This window comes from Sphingobium sp. (assembly GCA_035196065.1).
GTDB lineage: Bacteria > Pseudomonadota > Alphaproteobacteria > Sphingomonadales > Sphingomonadaceae > Sphingorhabdus_B > Sphingorhabdus_B rara.
Map to the genome: position 1 here is coordinate 2441897 of CP136575.1, position 23088 is coordinate 2464984.

The 23088-nt window shown below is 57.4% G+C and carries 18 protein-coding genes and 1 tRNA gene; 14 read left to right on the forward strand and 5 right to left on the reverse strand.

The window, feature by feature from the left end; translation table 11 throughout:
* Nucleotides 1–16 precede the first annotated feature (16 nt).
* On the reverse strand, nt 17–1312 hold the full coding sequence (locus tag RSE16_11760; GenBank protein WRH75376.1) for a cytochrome b/b6: 1296 nt from the start codon (nt 1310–1312) through the stop codon (nt 17–19).
* 14 nt (nt 1313–1326) lie between these two features.
* Nucleotides 1327–1896: a ubiquinol-cytochrome c reductase iron-sulfur subunit gene (gene petA, locus RSE16_11765; GenBank protein WRH75377.1), complete on the reverse strand. Its 570-nt coding sequence runs from the start codon at nt 1894–1896 to the stop codon at nt 1327–1329.
* A 203-nt stretch (nt 1897–2099) separates the two neighbouring features.
* Here petA and RSE16_11770 point away from each other — a divergent pair, with 203 nt between their 5' ends.
* From RSE16_11770 to RSE16_11785, 4 genes are read left to right on the forward strand one after another with little or no spacing between them, the layout of a single operon-like run.
* Complete coding sequence (locus RSE16_11770; protein WRH75378.1) at nt 2100–2561, forward strand: tRNA (cytidine(34)-2'-O)-methyltransferase; 462 nt, start codon at nt 2100–2102, stop codon at nt 2559–2561.
* Between the two features lie 5 nt (nt 2562–2566).
* Nucleotides 2567–3424: an oxygen-dependent coproporphyrinogen oxidase gene (gene hemF / locus RSE16_11775; GenBank protein ID WRH75379.1), complete on the forward strand. Its 858-nt coding sequence runs from the start codon at nt 2567–2569 to the stop codon at nt 3422–3424.
* A 4-nt stretch (nt 3425–3428) separates the two neighbouring features.
* Nucleotides 3429–4037: a GNAT family N-acetyltransferase gene (locus RSE16_11780; protein WRH75380.1), complete on the forward strand. Its 609-nt coding sequence runs from the start codon at nt 3429–3431 to the stop codon at nt 4035–4037.
* Between the two features lie 6 nt (nt 4038–4043).
* Nucleotides 4044–4505, forward strand: coding sequence for a MaoC family dehydratase (locus RSE16_11785; GenBank protein ID WRH75381.1), 462 nt, complete (start codon nt 4044–4046; stop codon nt 4503–4505).
* Nucleotides 4506–4508: 3 nt separating this feature from the next.
* Here the strand turns inward: RSE16_11785 and mutL are convergent, their stop codons facing one another.
* A complete protein-coding gene (gene mutL / locus RSE16_11790) occupies nt 4509–6323 on the reverse strand; it encodes a DNA mismatch repair endonuclease MutL (GenBank protein ID WRH75382.1) in 1815 nt (604 codons plus the stop codon).
* Nucleotides 6324–6498: 175 nt separating this feature from the next.
* On the opposite strand from mutL, the gene RSE16_11795 reads away from it, so the two are divergent.
* The 8 genes from RSE16_11795 (at nt 6499) to RSE16_11830 (ending at nt 15980) form a co-directional block, all read left to right on the forward strand.
* Complete coding sequence (locus RSE16_11795) at nt 6499–7533, forward strand: rod shape-determining protein (GenBank protein WRH75383.1); 1035 nt, start codon at nt 6499–6501, stop codon at nt 7531–7533.
* A 13-nt stretch (nt 7534–7546) separates the two neighbouring features.
* Entirely contained in the window at nt 7547–8452 is a 906-nt protein-coding gene (gene mreC / locus RSE16_11800; GenBank protein ID WRH75384.1) for a rod shape-determining protein MreC, read from the forward strand.
* Complete coding sequence (mreD, locus tag RSE16_11805) at nt 8449–9009, forward strand: rod shape-determining protein MreD (GenBank protein WRH75385.1); 561 nt, start codon at nt 8449–8451, stop codon at nt 9007–9009. The genes mreC and mreD overlap by 4 nt, the downstream gene beginning before the upstream one ends.
* Nucleotides 9006–10916 carry a penicillin-binding protein 2 gene (gene mrdA, locus RSE16_11810; GenBank protein ID WRH75386.1) on the forward strand — a complete coding sequence of 637 codons (1911 nt, stop codon included), beginning with the start codon at nt 9006–9008 and terminating at the stop codon, nt 10914–10916. The genes mreD and mrdA overlap by 4 nt, the downstream gene beginning before the upstream one ends.
* Complete coding sequence (rodA, locus tag RSE16_11815) at nt 10913–12019, forward strand: rod shape-determining protein RodA (GenBank protein WRH75387.1); 1107 nt, start codon at nt 10913–10915, stop codon at nt 12017–12019. The genes mrdA and rodA overlap by 4 nt, the downstream gene beginning before the upstream one ends.
* A gap of 96 nt (nt 12020–12115) precedes the next feature.
* Nucleotides 12116–12191: transfer RNA gene (locus RSE16_11820), tRNA-Lys, on the forward strand.
* A gap of 207 nt (nt 12192–12398) precedes the next feature.
* Nucleotides 12399–14522 (forward strand): RNA degradosome polyphosphate kinase, encoded by a 2124-nt coding sequence (locus tag RSE16_11825; protein ID WRH75388.1) that lies wholly within the window; start codon nt 12399–12401, stop codon nt 14520–14522.
* A 15-nt stretch (nt 14523–14537) separates the two neighbouring features.
* Nucleotides 14538–15980 (forward strand): Ppx/GppA phosphatase family protein, encoded by a 1443-nt coding sequence (locus RSE16_11830; GenBank protein WRH75389.1) that lies wholly within the window; start codon nt 14538–14540, stop codon nt 15978–15980.
* On the opposite strand, the gene RSE16_11835 is transcribed toward RSE16_11830, so the two are convergent.
* Both RSE16_11835 and RSE16_11840 read right to left on the reverse strand, forming a co-directional pair.
* Nucleotides 15977–17059 (reverse strand): phytase, encoded by a 1083-nt coding sequence (locus RSE16_11835; GenBank protein ID WRH75390.1) that lies wholly within the window; start codon nt 17057–17059, stop codon nt 15977–15979. The genes RSE16_11830 and RSE16_11835 overlap by 4 nt on opposite strands.
* Entirely contained in the window at nt 17059–19863 is a 2805-nt protein-coding gene (locus RSE16_11840) for a TonB-dependent receptor (GenBank protein ID WRH75391.1), read from the reverse strand. Before RSE16_11840 ends, RSE16_11835 begins: the two co-directional genes overlap by 1 nt.
* A 139-nt stretch (nt 19864–20002) precedes the next feature.
* Between RSE16_11840 and RSE16_11845 the strand changes: the two genes are divergently transcribed.
* The gene (locus RSE16_11845) at nt 20003–20740 is read left to right on the forward strand and encodes a ParA family protein (protein WRH75392.1); all 738 of its coding nucleotides are present in this window, start codon (nt 20003–20005) and stop codon (nt 20738–20740) included.
* 128 nt (nt 20741–20868) lie between these two features.
* Nucleotides 20869–23088 carry a TonB-dependent receptor gene (locus RSE16_11850; protein WRH75393.1) on the forward strand — a complete coding sequence of 740 codons (2220 nt, stop codon included), beginning with the start codon at nt 20869–20871 and terminating at the stop codon, nt 23086–23088.

Genomic DNA, 23088 nt, shown 5'->3' on the forward strand with positions numbered 1-23088 from the left:
TGCTGTCTTTCCCCTGTTAGGCAGCGGCGGGTGCCAGCGAACCAGTCGCTGATACTGCGGGTTGGCCGGTCACGGCTTCAGTGATCGAATTCGGCAACGGCGCTGTCTTTTCGATCCGCGAGATGATCGGCAGGATGATCAGGAAGTGCGCGAAATAATAAGCAGACGCGATCTGTCCGAGCAGGATCCATTTGCCCTCGGCAGGCATCACACCGCAGATTGCGAGGATGATTATGCAGGGGATGAGACCATACCAGAAGTACTTCTTGAACAGCGGGCGATAGTTGCCCGACCGTACCGGTGACGAGTCCAGCCACGGCAGGAAGAACAGAAGCGCGATCGAGCCAAACATCGCAAGCACGCCGAGCAGCTTCGCCGGGATGAACAGGAAGTCCACCGTGAACGCACGCAGGATCGCGTAGAAGGGCCAGAAATACCATTCCGGAACGATGTGCGTCGGCGTCGAAAGCGGGTTTGCCGGGATATAGTTATCCGGATGGCCCAGCATGTTCGGCGCGAAGAACGTGACGAGCACGAAGAAGATCAGAAATACGCCCAGCCCGAAACCGTCCTTCGCCGTGTAATAGGGATGGAAGGGAACGGTGTCGCTCTCGGTTTTCACTTCCACACCGGTCGGGTTAGACGAACCCGGAATGTGTAGTGCCCAGACGTGAAGGATAACACAGCCCAGAATGACGAAGGGCAAGACGAAGTGCAGCGAGAAAAAGCGGTTCAAAGCTGCCTGATCCGGCGCAAAGCCACCCAAAAGCCACTGGCGAAGCGGTTCACCAACGACCGGAATGGCCGAGAAGAAGCCGGTGATCACCTGCGCGCCCCAATAGCTCATCTGCCCCCAGGGAAGAACATAGCCCATGAACGCGGTGGCCATCATGAGAAGGAATATCACAACGCCGAGCAACCAGATCATCTCGCGCGGTGCCTTGTAGGAACCGAAATAAAGGCCGCGAAAAATATGGATATAGACGACGATAAAGAAGAAGCTGGCCCCGTTCATGTGCGCATAACGCAGGAACCAGCCGCCATTAACGTCGCGCATGATATGCTCAACGCTGTTGAACGCTCCATCTACGCTTGCATAATAATGCATGGCGAGGATGATCCCGGTGATGATCTGCATCGTTAGTGCGACGCCAGCCAGAACACCGAAATTCCAGAAATAATTGAGGTTACGCGGCACAGGATAACCGGCGCCAACCGCATTATATACAAAACGGGGAAGCGGCAGGCGCTCATCAAGCCACTGCATCACCGGATTTTGCGGCTTATACTCATTTGCCCAAGGGAAGCTCATCTCAATCGCGCTCCTCAACCAATCTTCACGACAGTGTCGGAAAGGAATTCATAATTCGGAACCTCTAGGTTCGTCGGCGCGGGGCCCTTACGTATGCGGGCCGCGGTATCATAATGCGAACCGTGGCAGGGGCAGAAATAGCCGCCATAATCACCGCGAACTTCGCCTGCTGCTGCACCCAACGGAACGCAACCCAAATGGGTACACACGCCAAGAGTAACCAGCCAGTTTTCCTTGCCCGGCTTGGTGCGGTCGGCAAGCGACTGCGGATCGCGCAGCGTGCTCACCGGCACCTTGTTGGCTTCGGCAACTTCGTCAGCAGTCAGGTTGCGGATGAACACCGGCTGTTTGCGCCAACTCGTCTTGATTGCCATGCCCGGCTCAATGGAGGTAACATCAACCTCGATCGATGCCAGTGCGCGCACGTCGGCGCTCGGGTTCATCTGGTTGACAAGCGGCAACGCAACCGCTGCGGCCCCGACCCCTGCCCAGCTTACCGCTGCGATATGGATGAAATCACGGCGACGAACGCCGCCCTCTTCTGTTGTTTCTGTCATGCTTTCCGCCTGTTCGACCGTAGCCATGCTTTGCCCTTATTCTCCGCAATTTCGCCTGTCAGGCTATGCGGCAAATACCCCGAAACCCTATTTGTCTTTGCACGACAGACAGCATGCTGTCAGCCATGATTCCGCGGCCTGATAGACGCGTTAAGCCCGATTTGCCAACAGGGAAATTGGGCAATATGTGACATTCGCCTGTGCATAAGTTGCAAAAATTGGAAGTTCACTTGAAAATTGCCCTGTACCAGCCGGACATTGCCGGAAATGTCGGCACCATCTTGCGGCTTTCCGCCTGCATGGGTGTGCCGTGCGCGATCATCGAACCATGCGGCTTTCCTTTTTCCGACAAGGCATTGAAGCGATCGGGAATGGATTATGCAGCTGCCGCTAGGATCGAACGCTTTCCCGATTGGGAAGATTTTGCAACAACAGCACACAGCAACGGCAGCCGCATCGCCCTTTTGACCAGCAAGGGCGCAACATCGCTATATGAGACCCGGTTCATGCCCGGCGACACATTGTTATTTGGATCGGAAAGCGCGGGCGTTCCCGAAAGCGTCGCCAGGCAATGCGATTTGCGGATACGCATTCCGATGCAGCCAGAATTTCGCTCCTTGAATGTTGCTGTCTCGGCTGGCATCGCATTGGCAGAAGCCCTACGCCAGACGCGGCAGCTACCTTTGGAGTAAATTACGTGACCCTCTCTCTTGATAGTCAGCAACAGGCCGCACGCGACTGGTTCGAGGATCTGCGTAACCGCATTTGCGCCGCCTTTGAGGCGATCGAACGCCAGGCAGGATCCGATGCCAGTTTTGAGTATATCGCATGGGACCGTCTGGATCACGACGGATCGCCCGGCGGTGGCGGCGTGCGCGGGGTAATGAAGGGCAAGGTTTTTGAAAAAGTCGGCGTCAATGTCTCGACCGTAGGCGGGGCATTCAACCCCGAATTTGCCAAAACCATCCATGGCGCAAGCGAAGACCCTAGTTTCTTTGCAACCGGGATCAGCCTTGTGGCCCATATGGCGAACCCCCATGCACCCGCGGTCCATATGAACACCCGCTTCCTTACAACGGCGAAACGGTGGTTCGGTGGCGGCGCGGACCTCAACCCACCCATCGCTTATGATGAAGATACAGAAGAGTTCCATGCCCGTCTGCGCGCCGCCTGTGCGCCCTATGGCCCAGATGTCTATGAGCGTTACAAGAAATGGGCCGACGATTATTTCTGGATTCCGCATCGTCAGGTGCACCGCGGGGTCGGCGGCATTTTCTATGATCATCTCGAATGCGAGAATGACACGATGTTCGAGCGCAACTTCGCCTTCACACGGGATGTGGGCGAGGCATTTCTCGACATTTTCCCTCAGATAGTGCGCAGGCGGATGGAATTGGAATTTTCAGAGGCAGAAAAGCAGGCACAGCGCATCTGGCGTGGGCGCTATGCCGAATTCAACCTTGTGTATGACCGGGGCACGACCTTCGGCCTCAAGACAGGCGGCAATGTCGATGCAATCTTGATGAGCCTGCCGCCCGAGGTCGTCTGGGAATAGCCGCTTGACCTATACACCTATAGCCGACGGGCAGATCGCAGCAATCGTCACAACCCTTGAAATGACGCAAAAGCCCGCGTTGCGTCCCATGCCGCCATCGGAATTTCGGCTGGAGCGGTGGGAAGGCCCTGCCCTTGAAAAATACCGACTGCTCTATCGTCGCGTGGGTGAGCCTTGGCTGTGGTTCTCTCGATTGGTGATGGACGACGCCGAACTGACCGCGATCATCCACCATCCCGATGTCATGATCTGGGCGGTCAGCGACCGGCGTGGAATCGAAGTCGGCATATTAGAATTGGATTTTCGAGAGGCACGGCAATGCGAGATCGCCTTTTTCGGCCTGATCCCGCCGCTTAACGGCAAGGGGCATGGCGGCTGGTTGATGGCGATGGCGCTGCAACTGGGCTGGGCGCGCCGAAATGCACAAGGGCAAGGCGTCGAACGCATGTGGGTGCACACCTGCACGCTGGATGCACCCGGGGCGTTACGCTTTTATCAAAAGCATGGGTTCGTGGCCTATCAGCGCCAGCTTGAAACCTTCCCCGACCCGCGCCTCACCGGGCATCTTCCCCGCGAAGCGGCACCACAGATTCCGATCATCGAACAGGTTTGAGAAATTATGCTCCATTACGAAGACATCGTCGTCGGTTCCAAGGCAAGCTATGGCCGATATGAGGTCACCCGCGAGGAAGTGATCGAATTTGCCGGTAAATATGATCCCCAACCCTTCCATCTCGACGACGAGGCAGCGGCGCAAACCTATTTCGGCCGTCTGTCTGCCAGCGGCTGGCACACCGGATCAATGGCGATGCGGATGATGGTCGACAATATGAAGGTCAACCAGCAGGCGGGCCTTGGTTCGCCGGGTATAGACGAACTACGCTGGCTGAAACCTGTCTATCCCGGTGACACGCTGCGCATCGAAAGCGAAGTATTGTCCAAGCGGCGGTCGCAATCGCGCCCCGAAATGGGAATGTTCAAGGGACGCACCACCGTGTTCAATCAGAATGATGTCGCGGTGATGACAATGGTGTCGACCGGGCTGATCAGGGTGCGCAATCCGGAAGTCGCAAGCGATTGATCGCTATTTTCGGCCAAACAGTTTCTCGACATCGCCAAGCGCCAGTTTGACCCAAGTCGGACGGCCATGATTGCACTGACCGCTATGCGGCGTAACCTCCATTTCGCGCAGCAGTGCGTTCATTTCCGCCACTGAAAGCACCCTCCCAGCCCGCACCGAACCGTGGCAAGCCATCGTTGCGGCAACAAGGTCGAGGCGTTCTTTCAGGCTGATGGCTTCGTCATAGGCTGCGAGATCATCGGCAAGATCGCGGACAAGCGACTGCGCATCCTTGGTGCCCAACAATGCCGGCACACTGCGCACCAGCATCGCGGCGGGACCGAAGCGTTCGATTTCCAGACCAAATTCCGCCAACTCGCCAATGCGCGCTTCCAACCGGTCACAGGCAGGCTCATCCAATTCGACGACTTCGGGCACAAGCAGCCCCTGTATAGCCACCCTACCCTGTGCCGTCGCCGCACGCATGCGTTCAAGCACTAGTCGTTCGTGCGCGGCGTGCTGGTCAACAATCACCAGCCCGTCTTCAGCTTCGGCAACGATATAGGTCGCAGCAACCTGCCCGCGGGCAACACCTAACGGGTGGCGCACGGATTCGGGCACAGCTTCAATCGATGGCTCGGCACGGCCCATAAGCGGGGCCAAGTCCTCGCCTTGAATGCTTGCAAGGTCGGCAAAGCTGGAGCGCGAGTCCGCAAAGGATGGATAAGCGGCGCGGCGGGAATAGTCGCCCTGATAGGCAGTGGGTGAGACGGTAAATATATCGCCCTGCACTGTCCGCACTGGCTCGACCTGCCAATTGGCCAGCGCGGCCTCGGCAGGACGCTGGACGCTGCGAAAGCCGGCCTGATCAATGGCGTGGCGCAGTCCAGAAACGATCATCCCACGAATCAATGCCGGTTCGCGGAAGCGGACTTCTGTTTTTGCGGGATGCACATTCACATCGACCTCCGACGGCGGGAGGTCGAGGAAAAGGGCCACCACAGCATGCCTGTCGCGCGCCAGCATTTCGGCATAGGCGCCGCGCACCGCACCAACCAACAGCCTGTCTTTGACCGGACGACCGTTGACGAAAAGAAACTGGTGGTCGGCCACCCCGCGATTATAGGTGGGCAAGGAGGCGATGCCGCCCAAGACGATGCCCTCCCGCTGGAAATCGAGCGCAACACTGTTTTCCGCAAGTTCGGGCGATGTCAATGCGGCAACCCGTTCCGGCCGTTGCATTCCGCGCTGCACCGAAAGCGTGCGTCGCCCGTCATGCTCCAATGTGAAGCCGATATCGGGCCGTGCCATGGCGAGTCGCCGGACGGTGTCGAGCGCTGCAGCATATTCTGCGCGCGCGCTGCGCAGGAATTTGCGCCGCGCAGGAATGTTGCCGAAAAGATTTTCGACTCGCACGCGCGTCCCAGGCGGAATGGCCGCCGGCCCCTCGGCAATGAGGCGGCCGTGATCGACGGTCCTCCCCCAGCCATCGCCGCCACGTACCCGGCTTTCGACTTGGAAACGTGAAACGCTGGCGATTGAGGGCAATGCCTCTCCACGGAAACCCATGGTCATCACCTGATCGATATTGTCATCAGGCAATTTTGAGGTCGCATGTCTTTCGAGCGCAAGGGTAATTTCGTCGGCTGTCATCCCGCAACCGTCGTCGCTGACCTCGACTAGATCGAGTCCGCCAGCGCCCAGCCGGATCGACACCTGCCGCGCGCCTGCATCGATCGCATTTTCCACCAGTTCTTTTAACGCACTGGCCGGTCTTTCCACCACTTCACCGGCTGCAATCCGGTTGATCAGCGCATCGGGGAGCCTTCTTATTGACATCTGCGCGCACGTAGCCCAAGCGCCCGCGCCAAGCGAATCCTTTCATGGCAGGCCGACCGATTTTGCTGTTTAGTAATACAGCGATTTCCTGTAGGGCGGCGCGATTGCACCGGACAGCCAAGGCAGGACAATAGCCCGCGTTCCCAAGCATTTCTCTTCGGGTGAAAGATACAGCATGTTCAAACTTTTCCGATTTGCCTCCCAAGACATGGCAATCGATCTCGGCACTGCGAATACCGTAGTCTATGTACGCGGCCAGGGGATCGTTCTGAACGAACCTTCGGTGGTGGCGATCGAGACCATCAACGGCATCAAACGCGTTAAAGCGGTTGGCGACGACGCAAAGTTGATGATGGGCAAGACGCCCGACAGCATCGAGGCCATACGTCCGTTGCGCGATGGCGTGATTGCCGACATCGATGTGGCTGAGCAGATGATCAAGCACTTCATCCACAAGGTGCACGGCAAGCCCCGGATGTTCAGCTATCCCGAAATCGTGATCTGCGTTCCTTCGGGTTCGACCAGCGTTGAGCGCCGCGCGATCCGCGATGCCGCATCAAATGCGGGCGCCAGTGCAGTCTATCTGATTGAGGAGCCAATGGCAGCGGCGATCGGTGCTGACATGCCGGTAACCGAACCGATTGGTTCAATGGTCGTCGACATTGGCGGCGGCACGACAGAAGTTGCCGTGCTCTCGCTGCGCGGCCTTGCCTATACCACTTCGGTCCGCACCGGTGGCGACAAAATGGACGAAGCGATTGTCTCTTATGTGCGCCGACACCATAATCTGCTGATCGGTGAAGCGACTGCGGAACGTATCAAAAAGGATTTCGGCACTGCGCGCGCGCCTGCTGATGGCATCGGTCAAACGATACACATAAAGGGCCGTGATCTTGTGAACGGCGTTCCCAAGGAAATCTCGATCAACCAGGGCCAGATTGCCGAGGCATTGTCTGAACCGATCGGAACGATCGTCGAGGGCGTTCGCATCGCGCTTGAAAACACGGCACCTGAACTGGCCGCCGACATTGTCGATCAGGGTATTGTTCTGACGGGCGGCGGCGCTTTGATGGCTGGCCTTGACGAACATCTACGCGATGAAACCGGCCTTCCTGTCACCGTTGCCGAAGACCCGCTGACCTGCGTTGCCATCGGCACCGGCCGAGCGATGGAAGACCCCGTGTTCCGCGGCGTCCTTCTCACCGCATAAGGTAGGTCAGACGATGGCGCCGCCCAGAAACCGGCGCCCGGGTTTTTCCCGCAGGGCGCAGTTCAGCCTGTTTGTCACTTATGTGCTGGCGATCGCCGGCGCAGTGATAGGCGGGCTGTTACTGCTTGTTTCAATCGCAGACCCCAAAGGCTTTGCAGCGCTTCGCGCGGGTGCCGCCGAAGTCACCGCGCCCGTTGCCCGAACCTTGTTTGCAATTCGCCGCAGCATATCCGCGATAGGCGAAAATACCGGCGCCTATCTGGACGCCGCTTCACAAAATGCCAGCCTGAAACGGCAGTTGGCAGCGAGCCGGACTATCATCATCGAAGCCAAAGCGTTGAAAGCGGAAAATGCTGAATTGCGGACGCTTCTGGGCCTGAAGAAAGCGGAGGCGAACCAGATTGTCGCGATCGGCAACCTCGTCAGCAGCACGGCATCGAGCAGCCGGCGCATCGCAATCCTCTCCATCGGTTCGAACAGCGGCGTTGCTGCAGGCTATCCGGTACGTGCAGCGCGCGGCCTGATCGGCCGGGTGATCGAAACCAGCCCGACGACTGCCAAGGTGTTGCTTATTTCCGATGCCGAAAATGTCATCCCTGTGCTGCGTGTGCCCGACGGCCTGCCGGCACTTGCCAGCGGGCTAGGCGACGGCACTATAATGATCCGACCGGTCGATCTGGGCGTCAACAACTTCCGGCGCGGTCAAGTCGTCGTGACCTCGGGAAGTGGGGGGCTTTATCCTCCAAGCATCCCCTTTGCGCGAATCGTGCGAAAGACCAGCGATGGCGCGCTCGCCCGCCCGATTGCCAGTGCGGCCTCGGCAGAACATGTGCTGGTGCTCAAACCCTATCAGACCGCACCCAAAAAGGTGCTGGACGATGCCATCGCAGCGATGCCTGAAGTCGGGGACGACGAATGAAGAGGCAGATGTTCGCCACCGGGCGCAGACTTCTGGGCCCAGGCCGCGAATATGAAAGTCGAATCGACCGCGAACAATCGCCGGCGCGGATGCTGATGGTGCCGATACTGTCGGTAATGGCAGGATCGATGCTGACCTCTGCATTGCCACTTGTGGCGGGCGTACCGCTGCTTCCTCCTTTCGGTTTGCTGATACTGCTAGCCTGGCGACTGATGCGACCCGGCATGTGGCCTGCATGGATCGGGCTACCGCTCGGCCTGTTCGACGACCTTTACAACGGCCAGCCATTTGGCAGTTCCGCGCTGGTATGGTCAGCGTGCATGATCATGATCGAACTGCTCGACCTGCGGGGTGTATGGCGCGATTATTTACGAGACTGGCTAATCGCAGCTGTGCTGATTATGCTGGCGCTGCTGGCCGGGCTGGGCATTTCGGGGTTAGCCCATCCGGCGCCGGAGGTTCGCATCATTGTACCGCAGATCATATTGTCTATCCTGCTATATCCTTTAGCAGTTCGGCTATGTGCGCGACTGGATAGCTGGCGGCTGTCCGCATGAGGGATAACCGTGGGCCGACCACCGGGCAACTTGAATTCATTTTTTCGCGCCGCTCGCTTTTCATTGGCGGGGTGCAGGCCGTTATCGGGGCTGTTGTTGCAACGCGTATGGCCTATATCTCGGTCGCCGAGAATGAGAAATACAGGCTGCTTTCCGAAAGCAACCGCGTCAATCTGACACTGATTCCACCGCGCCGCGGCTGGTTCATCGACCGCATAGGCAAACCGATCGCAACCAATCGCGCCGATTTTCGGGTCGATATTATCCCCGATCGGCTTCAGAACAGCAAAGCGACTCTTGAAACGTTGACGACCCTGCTTGATCTGAAAGCAGAGGATGTCGAGCGGATCGAAAAGGAACTTAAAGAGGCTCAGGGCTTCCAACCCGTCCAGGTAGCGGCGGGCCTTGATTATGAAAGCTTTGCGCGCGTCAGTGTGCGCCTTCCCGATTTGCCCGGCGTGAGCCCGCGACAGGGCTTTTCGCGTTTCTACCCCAGCGGGGCTGCGGTCGGCCATTTACTTGGCTATGTCGGCACTGTTTCAGCCGAGGAATATCAGAAAGAAAAGGACCCGCTGCTTATCACACCAGGCTTTAAGGTCGGGAAGCAAGGTCTTGAAAAAACAATGGAAATGCGCCTACGCGGAAAGCCGGGTGCAAAGCGGACCGAGGTCACAGCGCGCGGCAAGATCATACGCGAACTGTCAAGCAGGCCCGACACACCCGGAAAGCCGGTACAGCTAACGATCGATATCGATCTTCACAATTATGCGGCGCGCCGGCTCGGCGTCGAATCGGGATCGGTAGTCGTCATCGACTGCCTGACGGGTGACGTTTTGGCGCTTGTGTCGATGCCCTGTTTCGATCCGAATAGCTTTTCGGAAGGCATTGGTCGGCTCGAATGGAAAATGCTCAACAGCGATGAACGCATCCCGATGCTTAACAAATCGCTGCAGGGGCTTTATCCCCCAGGCTCGACCCTCAAGCCCATGGCCGCGCTTGCCATGCTCGACCATGGCATCGATCCAGATGAAAAGGTGATGTGCGGCGGCGGATACCGGCTGGGCAACCGCGTCTTCAAATGCCTTGGCCGTCACGGGCCAATGGATATGCGCTCCGCCATCATGAAGAGCTGCAACACCTATTTCTATGCGATGGGCAACCGGATCGGCTATGATGCGATCGCGCCGACCGCGAAACTGCTCGGGCTCGGACAGGAATTCCCCTTGCCGTTCCAATCGCAAAGATATGGCACAATACCGGACAGCGCCTGGAAAATGCGCAAATATGGGGATGCATGGACGCGTTCGGATACGCTGAACGCAACGATCGGACAGGGCTATGTCATCACCAGCCCATTCCAGCTTGCGGTGATGGCGGCGCGCATCGCGTCGGGCCATATGCTCGAACCCGAAATATTGCTGAAAAAGCGCAACGGCGCGCCCAAGCACCTGCCTTTTCCCGACGACCATCTTCAGGTCGTTCGCGACGGGATGGATCTCGTGGTCAATGGCGCCGGCACCGCCGTTCGCAGCCGGCTGGAAGTTCCCGACGTTACCATGGGCGGCAAGACAGGCACTGCACAGGTTCGCGCGATCAAGGGCGGTCAGCGCGGCCAAGGCGGCACAAGGCGCTTTCGCGACCATGGTCTGTTCGTCTGCTTTGCGCCGGTTGCGCAGCCACGCTATGCAGCTGCTGTGGTAATCGAACATGGCATGGGTGGCGCGCGTGCAGCCGCTCCCGTTGCCAAGGATGTCCTGACTTTCCTTTATGATCGCGAAAAGGCGATGGCCTCGCTGGAGGCCCTGGAAGCCGGTTGGGGTGGCGGCATAGAAGAACGTATGGCCCGCCAATATGCAGCTTTTCAGGCCGGACAAGGCGTGCCGGCGACCGAACGGAGCGAAATGTGAACGCAATCGTTCCGGCACCAATCGCCGCCCTTCCCTGGCGCGTGATCTTTGTGCTGCTCGGGCTGGCAATGTTCGGCACCGCCGTCCTCTATTCTGCTGCGGGCGGCAGCTTCAGCCCCTGGGCAGGAAACCATATCATCCGTTTCTGCGTATTGATGACCATGGCGGTCATAATGTCGCGCCTGCCGCTCGATTTCTGGAAACAAATCACTTTTCCGCTCTACCTCATCCTTCTGTTGATGCTTGTTGCGGTAGAACTGATCGGTTTTGCGGGCGGCGGCAGCCAGCGCTGGATCGATCTGGGCATCATCACATTCCAACCATCGGAGCTGATGAAGCCAACAGTCGTGCTTGTCACCGCATGGTTTTTCGATCGCCTGCCGCCATCCAAGATCAACGGCCTCGACGCTGTCTGGCCGGTTGCCATCATGCTCATCGTGCCCAGCATCCTTGTGATCATCCAGCCCGATTTCGACGCTGCGCTTGCCTATATCTTCTGCGCCGCCGTGGTCGGCTTTCTCGCAGGCTGGCCGATGATCTACTTCATTGGCGGCGCCTTGGCTGTCGCGGTCATCGCCCCGCTTGTCTTCTTTTTCGGACTGCGCCCCTATCAACAGGATCGCGTTCTGATCTTCCTCAACCCTGAACAGGATCCGCTCGGCGCCGGCTATCATATCACCCAGTCCAAGATCGCGATCGGCTCTGGCGGCATATTTGGCAAAGGTTTCGGCAACGGAACGCAAAGCCATCTTGATTACCTGCCCGAAGGCCATACCGACTTCATCTTTGCCACCATGGCAGAGGAATGGGGCCTGATGGGCGGCCTGATCATCATCGGCCTGTATGTTTTGCTGATGCGCTGGGGACTAAAAGTCGCGATGGAAAGCACTAGTCGCTATGGCCAACTGGTCGCTGGCGGACTGACCTGCACGATCTTTTTCTACATCATGGTCAACCTTTTGATGGTCGTCGGATTTGCCCCTGTGGCCGGCCTTCCTCTGCCTTTCATCAGCCATGGCGGATCGTCGATGCTAACCATGATGATCTGCGTCGGCATCATCATGTCGATCGAACGCCACCCCGGAAGGCGAACTTTCGGCTAAATCGCCAAAAGGCTGCCGCGCGGAGGCTTGACAAGGCCAACGGAAAGCATCAAAGGCGCGCTTCATTTTGCGGGATCAAGCTTGATTCTGCCGGGTGGACGCATAGCTCAGTTGGTAGAGCAGCTGACTCTTAATCAGCGGGTCCTAGGTTCGAGCCCTAGTGCGTCCACCATATTTCTCCTTGTGAATCAGTAGTCTGCCCAGCTCGTTTCGGAAGCAGCTTTCTGGCGCTGCCTCCTGCTTAAAGCATAGGCATCACATAGGCATCAGATGTCGGCCTCCGAAAACTTACACCAGATATTCAGGTTAAGCTCTGCGTGTCGCATAACTGCAACAAACGGTAGGCAGTCAGAATTCGCAAGCGGGAGAGGGTCAAGCATTGGGTCCATCAAAGCAGATTACAAGCGAAACGCGCTATTTCAATCGCGAGCTGAGCTGGCTCAAATTCAATCGCCGGGTGCTTGAAGAGGCTGGAAACCGCAAATATCCACTTTTGGAGCGGCTGCGTTTTCTGTCAATTTCGGGCAGCAACCTCGATGAATTTTTCATGGTGCGCGTTGCAGGCCTGCGTGGGCAACAGATCCGCAAAATTGACGAACTGTCCATCGACGGGATGACCGCCGGGGAACAGCTGGAAGCCATTACTCGGGATGCCGATGTCTTGATGGCAGAGCAGCAGAAACTTTGGCAGCATCTGCGTAAGCAGCTGGCGAACGAGGGAATCTCTGTCTTTGAACCTGTTGAGATCGGCAAAAAGGCTGAAACTGCCGTCGAAAAACATTTTCGTGACCAGATCCTCCCGGTACTCACCCCGCAAGCCCTCGACCCGGCACATCCCTTTCCATTCATCCCCAATAAGGGGCTCAGCCTGATTTTGGAGATGCGCCGATTAAGCGACAAGGCGGTCATCCGACAGTTGATCATGATCCCCCCTGCCCTGCCGCGTTTTGTTCGCGTTCCTGGGCCACGCCGGCGGTTCGTTACGATCGAAGAACTCATCAAATCTCACATCGGCCTGCTTTTTCCCGATCACAAGCTGCTAAGCGCCGGTGCATTCCGGATCATCCGCGACAGCGATATTGAAATTGAGGAGGAGGCGGAGGATCTGGTCCGCCACTTCCGCAGCGCGATCAAAAGGCGCCGGCGTGGGCGCGTCATCCGATTAAAGATGCAGAAAGGCATATCTCCAAAGCTGCAGAAACTTGTCCGCGAGGCGCTGGGCGGTGAAAGTTCGATCGTTTCCGAGACGATCGGGTTTCTAGGCATTGGCGATCTGGCGCAGCTTGTCGACGAAGATCGCCAAGCACTCAAATTCAAGCCATATACGCCCCGCTTTCCAGAACGGATCCTTGAACAGGGTGGCGATTGCTTTGCCGCCATTCGCCAGAAGGACATTGTCGTCCATCATCCCTATGAGAGCTTCGACGTTGTCCTCGCTTTCCTCGAACAGGCGGCGTCAGACCCTGATGTCATCGCGATAAAGCAGACACTGTATCGTGCAGGCAAGCAATCGGCGGTAATCCGGGCTTTGTGCGACGCCGCGGAGGCTGGCAAATCGGTAACGGCTGTTGTGGAACTTAAGGCGCGGTTCGACGAGGAACAGAATTTGCTTTGGGCATCGCAGCTCGAACGATCGGGCGTGCAAGTGATCTACGGCTTTGTCGACATGAAGACACACGCCAAGATTTCGTTGATTGTGCGTAAGGAAGCAGGATCGATCCGCACCTATTGCCACTTTGGCACGGGCAATTACCATCCGGTCACTGCCAAGGTTTATACCGACCTCAGCTTCTTCACTGCTGATCCACGGCTCGGGCGCGACGCAGGGCAGATCTTCAACTTTGTCACCGGCTATGTCGAACCGCACGGCCTCGAAATGTTGAGCATGAGCCCACTCGGCATGCGCGAACATATCGCGGCTATGATCGATGCCGAAATCGCGTTTGCGCGCGAGGGCAAGCCTGCATCGCTCTGGGCAAAACTCAACTCTCTTGTTGATCCCAAGATCATCGACAAGCTCTACGAAGCGAGCGAAGCGGGGGTCGAGATTGACCTTGTCGTGCGCGGCATTTGCTGCCTGCGCCCCGGCGTAGCCGGGCTATCTTCGCGCATCCGTGTAAAGTCGATCATTGGCCGCTTTTTGGAACACAGCAGAATCTGGGCCTTTGGCAATGGCAAGGACATGCCCCACCCCGGCGCGTTAGTGTTCATTTCTTCGGCCGACTGGATGAGCCGCAATTTCGACCGCAGGGTCGAGTATATGCTGCCAATCGAGAACCCGACCGTGCACGATCAGATCCTAGACCAGGTAATGGTCGCCAATCTGATCGACAACCAGCAAAGCTGGAAACTGCTACCAAGCGGAGAATATGAGCGGATCAAGGCGAAGGGCCGGAAGTTCAACCTGCACCATTATTTCATGACCAACCCGTCATTGTCTGGCAGGGGCGGCGCCCTTGCAGAACGTAATGATGTCCCCAAGCTGGACCTTATCCGGCAGTAAGCCTATTCCCCCCGGATGATCCTTTCGCCCCGCGCCGTTATTGACATTGGATCGAACGCAATCCGCCTGGTCGTCTATGGCGGCCCGCCGCGTGCGCCGATGCCGATCTACAATGAAAAAGCGCGGATCGCGCTTGGCGATTGCGTGTCGAAATCGGGAGAAATCGATGCCGACGTGATGGACGCCGCCATTGCTGCGCTGGTCCGTTTTGATGCGCTGACCCGCGCGATGCAAGTCGGCGAAAGACATATCATAGCCACAGAGGCGACCCGCCGTGCGACGAATGGAGCAGAATTCCTTGCCCGCGCGACAGATGCAGGCGTTGCCATCGAGATGATCAGCGGCGAGGCGGAGGCGCGTGCCTCCGCACTGGGCGTTGTGTGCGACATGCCTTGGGCTGAAGGCTATGTCGCCGATCAGGGCGGTGGCAGCCTTGAACTGGCGATGATCGAAGATGCCGTCCCGGCCCAGCCAATCTCAATGCCATTCGGAACGATCCCATTGAGCCAGCGCGGAGACATAAACCCCAAGGCGATAGCAAAGGACATTGAGGCGAGGCTCGACCGGGCAGGCGGTTTTACAATCCGCCAAGGACTTCCTTTGCACCTTGTCGGCGGAGCTTGGCGTGCACTGGGCCAACTGCACATGCAGACGGTCGGTTATCCGCTGACCATCCTGTCCAACTATACCTTGCCGCAAGCGGCGCTTTCTGACCTCGCCAAGGTCGTCGAGAATGAAACAACCATGCAGGCATCAGGGGTGGTATCAACTGCGCGCATTCCTTTCATGCCGGCAGCGATGGCCACACTCGAAGCGCTCGATCGCATCTTCGCACCATCGGAAATTCGGGTCAGCGTCTATGGATTGCGCGAAGGTCTGCTGTTCGACCGGCTCGATCCCGAATTACGTCGCGAAGACCCGCTGATTGCGGCGGCACGTCATGAAGGCAACCGTCTGTCGCGCTTTGCCTATCATGGCGACGGCATTTCCGGCTGGATCGCGCCGCTTTTCGACGACGATCCCCCGCGGCTTGTGCGGTTGCGACATGCGGCATGTCTGCTCGCCGACAGCGCATGGAATAGCCACCCTGAATATCGCGCGATCCACGCCGCCGGACTGGCGCTAGAGGGTAATTGGCCGGGCGTGACAGCCGAGGATCGAGCGATCCTCGCTGGCGCGCTTTACGCGGCTTATGGCGGCAAGCGCCCCGGACTGCCTGTACTCGCCGAACTGGCGTCAGAAGCCGATCTCGATCGGGCACGGCTGTGGGGCCTTGCCGTCCGACTGGCGCAACGGCTGGATGGCGGCACCGGAACGGCGCTCGGTAGCGTCGCCTTGCTCCGGCGCAATGGCAAAATCGGCCTCGACTATGCCGGAAAATATCGGCAGCTCGAATCATCTACGGTGAAGCGCCGACTGAAACAGCTTAATGAAGCCTTTGCAGCCTCCACCCGCTAAAACAGCGCCTTGAGCACATCTGCCCAGGACACATATTTGAAGTTTTGGGTTTCGGGGCTGTTGTCACCATCCTGCACAACGAGCAGACCGGCCGGATAATCGGGTCCAAAATCGCTCAGTGCGAGTTCAAGACCATCTGTTTCCTGCACACCGTCTACACCCGGGCCATCGCCGATACGGAACCGGCCGATATAGCGCCCGCCGCGCAAGCTGTATAGCGTGTAGGCATAATCACCTTGGCTCGACGCCAGCAGATAGCCGCCATTGCGTCCAGCAGGGGCGATCGCCAGCCCTTCGGCGTCGGCAACCAGTTGCTTGCCATTGGCGCGCGCCATAGCCCTTGCCTTTACGGAGGCAGTCGGCCGCGCATCGAACCGCCAGATTCCAACATCCTCTTCCGCTACGTAAAGAAGGCCGGTACGATCATCGACCACACAGCCCTCGGACTGACTGCTAAGCTTTATCTGACGGACGACCTTACCGGTGATGATGGCTCCCGACAGATCAAGCTCGACCTGGTCGATACGGCCGTCCTTCAGCACCAGAAAGGCATAGACGCGCCCGTCACTCTTCCGCTGCCACAGGCACATGCCATAGGCTTCACCCGGCCCGATCTGCAGGTTAGCTAGCGGCAACAGCTTTCCAGCATCGGTATCGAGCGTGAACAGCGCAATCGCGGCATTGGTCTCATCGCGACGGTCGCTTGCCGCGACCAGTACCGCCGTTTCGCCATTCACCCTCACATTGTCGCGCAAGTCGACATTGTTAAGACGGGGCGCGGGTGTGAACGACACCGCCCGACCGGCCATGTCATAGACATGGATGCCTGCACGCTTATCAGTCCCAATAATCAGACTTTTTCCGCGATCTGACGGATTGACCCATATTGCCGGATCGTCAGCCGCATCGTCAATTGTTGCCACCGGGGTCGTTTCGGCTTTTGCCATCACAGTCTTTGCCGGCAGAGCAGCGGCAATCAGCTGCTCTACCGGAATTTCGGCTTCCTCCTCGGCCGCCACGGGTGTGTGAACCGGGGCGGGCGCGGCGGCGAGGAGAAACAGAGAAAGCAGCTTGCCCATCAGAATGTGAAGCGGACGCCGCCGGTATAACGGCTGCCGAAACGCTCCCATTCGATCGTGTACTGGCCATTACGCTGTGCCGGAATGCCGAGTGCGTTTAGCAGGTTCGAGGGATCGGAATAACGGCGTCCTGGATTGTTCAGCAGGTTCGAGGCGTCAAAATAGACTTCGAAGCCCTCGAATAGTTCGTAACGGGCAGAAAAATCGAGCTCGTCATCAGCCGCCCAATAGGTATCGCCGGCGTCGGCCAAGTTATCGGCAAAACCGTCTGCCCAGGTCGTGCGCTTTTGATATTGCAGGCGAAGCGATAGGCCATATTTTTCATAATAGCCGCCAACATTGAACACAGCTTCCGAGGTTCCAGGAAGCGGTACCCGACGCGATGGCACAAGCTGCACCCCTAAATTGTCGAGCAGTGCAGGCTTGGTCACCTTAGCATCGTTCCAGGTCGCATTGGCTGTGATACCGAACCCGCCCATCCAGTCGGGCAGACCGAGCTGCTCGGTATAAGGTTCGAGCTGCGCTTGGACGGCGGCTTCGACGCCATAGATACGCCCCTTGCCGCCATTCACGATCCCGCTAAATGCATAGCCAGACCGGTCGATGCCGCCGAAGTTGAGAGCATCTGAGCCAAAACTGCGACGCGAGGTGTAGAGCACCTCCTCCACGCGCTTGTAGAAGGCCCCCAGCATGAAATAGCCCTGCGGCTGGGCATAATATTCGTAATAAGCGTCGACGCCATAGGCCCGCTCGGGCTTAATAGCAGGATTGCCGCCGGAAATGCGCTGGTTTGCATCGTCCACCACGACATTGGGGCGCATCTGGTCGTAATCCGCACGTGCTGCGCCGCTGGTGAAGCCAACTCGGAACTTTTGTTCATCGGTCACGTCGAAATTGACATGAAGGCTGGGGAAGGCCAGCGTGCTGCTGCTCTCGGTTTCGACCGTACCGGTAACGCCCGGGATGGTCGCAAGCGACTGCCCACGGTTGGTGACTTTTTCCACACGGACGCCGCCGATGAAGCTACCCCCGTCAAACTTGCTATTCGCCATCAAATAGCCGGCAAGGATGCGTTCCCGCACATTGTAATGATTGCCGCTCACCGGGGTCGAAGGGAAAAGCTCCGCGGCGCGGTCAGTAGCATCGCGCATTGCGTCTTGGCTGAAATATCGGAACGAATAACCAAGCGGGATTTCGCCGCGAAATGGCCTGTCGAGCGAGAAGGCCGAATAGCTGGTCGGCATGCCGATAGCCGCAAATTGTGCAGCTGTATTGAGCAATATTTCGCGCTCGCGGTTGATCTTCGTTCGCTGGTCATATTGGAAACCGGCGCGGATGCGGCCTTCACCGCCGAATAGGTCGATGTCTCGGGCTAGTTCGGCCTTGAAGGTATATGCCTTGGTCGGATCAACCGCGATCAGGCGGCGCAGCGACGACAGAGGTTTGGTAAAGCCGTCGATTGCCGTCACCGGCGTACCCGCCTGAAAGCGAGTCGGGCTGGCAAGCTGGTTGGTCGTGAACAGGGCGATCCGCTGGAATCGACCATCGGCAAAATCATAAGCGATGGTCGGGCGCAGGTTACGCGTCGATGGGCTGTCCCAACGCGCTTCGCCGACGACCGAACGGTCATCTTTCGAGACCGTGTAATTGGCCACCCATTTGAAGCCCCAATCGTCGCCGAGACGATGGCTGCCTTCGGCAGTGTTGGTGAACACAGACTGGCGAAAGGCGCGCAGCGTTGAACGTTGGTTGATGTCGATGCCATAGACCGTGCCAAGGAACGCGTTGTTATTACAGACATCTGCATAGGCGCTGGTCGTCGGGGTGTTGGTTGGCGCAGTCGCACATGCGGCAGTATTGGCGACAAGATCTCCCTGCCGATCGTCCATATCGAAGATATAATTGTCTCGCGCCTCATCATCGGTGAAGATGGTGTAAAGCGAGCGCAGCGAGATAGTGTTGTCCGCATCCGGGCGGAAATCGACCCGGCCGGAAACCGACCAGTTCTTTCGCGTCAAGCGATAGAGCTTGTTTTCAGTCTCACGCGCCCAGAAGCGGTTCTCGAACCCGGGGCGGCGATCCTGCGATACCTGTTCCCAGTCGGTTTCGAAATTGTCGGTGACCATGTTGCGCTCATAATAGCTACCTGAGAGCAGCACGCCGATTTCACCGACATTGGTGTCGAAGACGTTAGAAAGCGTCAGCGAACCTTCATATTCCTCGCGGCTGCCATAATCGACCTTGCCGCCTCCCAGTTTGCCCGACAGGCGGAAACCGTCATAATCGAGCGGCGAGCGGGTGATGATATTGACGTTGCCCGAGATCGTCTCGCCGGGCATGTCCGGCGTCACGGCCTTCGATACCACAATCTGCGAGGCAAGCGCGCTGGGGATGCTGTCGAAACGTGCATCGCGGCCTTCGGGGCTGACGATGTTGATGCCGTCAAATGACAGCGTGGTCCAGTAATTGGGCGCCCCGCGCAGCGAAAGATAACGCGCCTGCCCCTGATCGCGTTCGACCGCCAGGCCGGGAAGACGGCCAGCTGCCTGTGCAATATTCTGGTCCGGAAGGCGGCCGACCGAATCTGACGCAGCGACTGTTACCAGCGAATCCGAATTCTTCTGGATGACAAGCGCGGCTGCTTCCGATTCGGCAATCGGTCGACTCCCGGTGACAATGATCGCATCCTCATTGGCTGGCAATTCCTCACTGCCGGGCGCTTGCGCGATGGCCGGAACAGCAACAAATGCTGCGCCACAGAGAAGAAACTGCCGGAACGTTTTAGAAATATTATCGGATGACATTTACAATCCCCTGATCAAAACTCAAAACAGCAGCTAGCGTTGCCATATGACTTATTGGGGAATCTTCGGTGACGGATTTGAGTCGGCACTGTGACCAATTAATGTCGCCACCTGAAGTGACTCAACCAGGAGCTAAAGATTGACAATAATCGCCGTCTTCAGCCCCAAGGGAGGCGTCGGGAAAACCACAATTGCGGTTAATCTTGCCTGGTGTGCGGCACGCCAAGGCGCTCCAGTGCTCTTATGGGAAATAGATCCCCAACGCGGCGCATCATTTTTGCTTGGTGAAGACGAACTTCCCACAGACCCCATGCTGCCTATATTTGCCCGAGAACGGCCTGTAAATTCTGCCATAGTTCATACCGAGGTCGACCATCTTGATCTTTTGCCGGCAGACAATAGCCTGCTAAATCTTGATAGTTTCTTCTCGCGACTAGGCAAAAAGCGCCGACTCGCCCGCATCGCATCAGATTTGCAAGAAGAGTATCAAACGATTTTTCTTGATTGTCCGCCTGCCATGAATGAGGTCGGCCGGCAGATCTTGCGCGCCGCAGATCTGATTATAGTCCCGCTATCTCCCTCACCGCTTGCGCGAAGGGCGCTCGACGAAGTTATGCGCCAATTGGCCTTGATGACAAAGTCATCCGCAGTGGTGCTGCCGGTGTTCTCAATGATCGACCGGCGACGATCGCTTCATAAGGAAGCATGCAAAGCCCAACCTGACTGGCCAGTAATACCTATGTCGAGCGCAATCGAACAAATCGCTGTACAGCGCGCGCCAATAGGAAGCTGTGGCGGCAACTGCCTTGCGGCTGATGCCTTTGCAAAATTATGGACAGCTATTGATCGCAAGCTCGGCTCATTATCCCGACCATGAGCCTTGCCGAACAACGTAGCGTAATCAAACATACTTAATTGAGACGCCAAACCGTCATCGGTATCACGCATTTTTGAAACAGTGTAATCCTAGTGCGCCCCCTCAGAACAACCAAAGAGGGAATCACAATGCGCATCACCACTCTCCTGCTGTCAACGGCGGCACTTGTCGCAACGCCTGCATTTGCCCAAGCAACCCTGCCGGGAAACACCGACAGCGCGCCTGCTGATGAGATTGTCGTCTTCGGCCAAGGCGAAACCCGCCAAGTACAAGAAATCAAATCCGAGGACATCCAGATCCTCGCTCCCGGCACCAGCCCGCTCAAGGCGATTGAAAAGCTGCCTAGTGTGAACTTCCAGTCAGCCGACCCGTTCGGAACATACGAATGGTCAAGCCGCGTATCGATCCGTGGCTTCAACCAGAACCAATTGGGCTATACGCTCGACGGTATCCCGCTTGGTGATTCCACCTATGGTAATAATAACGGCCTGCATATCGGCCGTGCTATCACTTCCGAAAACATCGGCGTGACTCGCGTTTCACAAGGTGCAGGCTCAATTGGCACTCAGGCGACCAACAATCTCGGCGGCACGCTGGAATTCTTTTCCGCCGATCCCGCAGACGGTTTTGGCGTTGATGCCAATCTGACCTATGGATCGGAAAACACCCTCCGCGGCTTCACACGCATCAATTTTGGCGAAAGCGACGGTGTTCGCGGTTTCGTTTCGGGCGTTTATCATAACGCCGACAAATGGAAGGGCGGCGGCGTTCAGAAAAACTGGCAGATCAATGCCAAGGCAATTGTACCGGTCGGTGAGGCAGAGTTCGATGCCTATTTCGCTTATTCCGACCGGGCCGAACAGGACTATCAGGACCTGTCACTCGAGATGATCCGGCGCCTCGGATATAATCACGACAATTTCTTTCCCGACTATGCCCGTGCGATTGCGGCAGCACGTGGTAGCTATGTTGCACCGATCAACAATCTTGACGACAGCTATTATGACGCGTCCGGACTGCGCAAGGATACACTCGCGGCTTATGGTTTGATGGCTCCGCTCGGCGAAAGGGTGACCTTCAAGATCAAAACCTATTACCATGACAATACCGGTCAGGGCACTTGGGGCACACCTTATGTCGCCAGCCCTAACGGGGTACCGATGTCCGCTCGCACTACGGAATATGATATTCAGCGCGGCGGTGTTTTTAGCTCGCTGGAAGCGGAAGTTGGGGATCATACAATCAGCGTGGGCGGCTGGTATGAACATAATGATTTCACGCAGGCACGGCGTTTCTACGCTTATGAAAGCCTTACAAATGCCGGGCGCGATCACACCAAGTTTTTACGCAATCCATTTTTCACCCAGTGGCTGTTCGATTTCAACACCGACACCCTGCAATATTATGTGCAGGACAAGATCGCGTTGGGCGACCTGACCATCAACCTCGGCTGGAAGGGTTTCCAGGTCAACAACGAGGCCGACCCGCGCGTGCAGGGTTCGCTTGCCGCGGGCAAGATCAAGTCACAAGACTGGTTCCAGCCGCATGTCGGCGTGGCATACAAGCTCAGCAGCAATGCCGAAATGTTCGGCGGCTTCACCCAAGTGACCCGCGCATTTGTATCGTCTGCGACCAGCGGTCCCTTTTCGACGACACAGGCGGGTTTCAATGCACTGCGCACGCGTGGTCTTAAGCCAGAAGAATCGGACACGTTTGAACTGGGCGCTCGTTATAATGACGCGCGGTTCAACGGCGTGGTCGGAGTTTATTTGGTCAACTTCAGGAACCGATTGCTGGGCGTTCCGACAGGCCCCGGCATCGTCGGCAACCCGGCAATCCTGCAAAATGTCGGTTCGGTACGCTCGATCGGATTCGAGGCAGCAGGCGATTACCGCCTCGGCAACGGATTTACAGTGTTCGCATCCTACAGCTTTACCGATGCAAGCTATCGCGACAATGTCATTGTCCCGGGTGCCACGGCAACAGTCATCGCGATCAAGGGCAAGGACGTGGTCGATACACCAAAGCATATGCTGCGCGGTGAAATCGCATATGACAGCGATGGCCTTTTCGGTCGCTTGGGCGCCAATTACATGAGCAAACGCTACTTCAACTATCTGAATGATCGCTCGGTTCCTTCGCGCCTAGTCGTCGATGCCACATTGGGCTATCGCTTTGATGCAGGCTGGCGTCAGCCAATCGAGTTGCAGCTGAATGCCACCAACCTATTCGACAAGAAATATGTATCGACGATCGGTTCAAACGGGTTTGGCAATAGCGGTGACAACCAGACGCTGCTCGCAGGGGCTCCGCAGCAGTTCTTTGCGACGGTCAAGGTCGGATTCTGA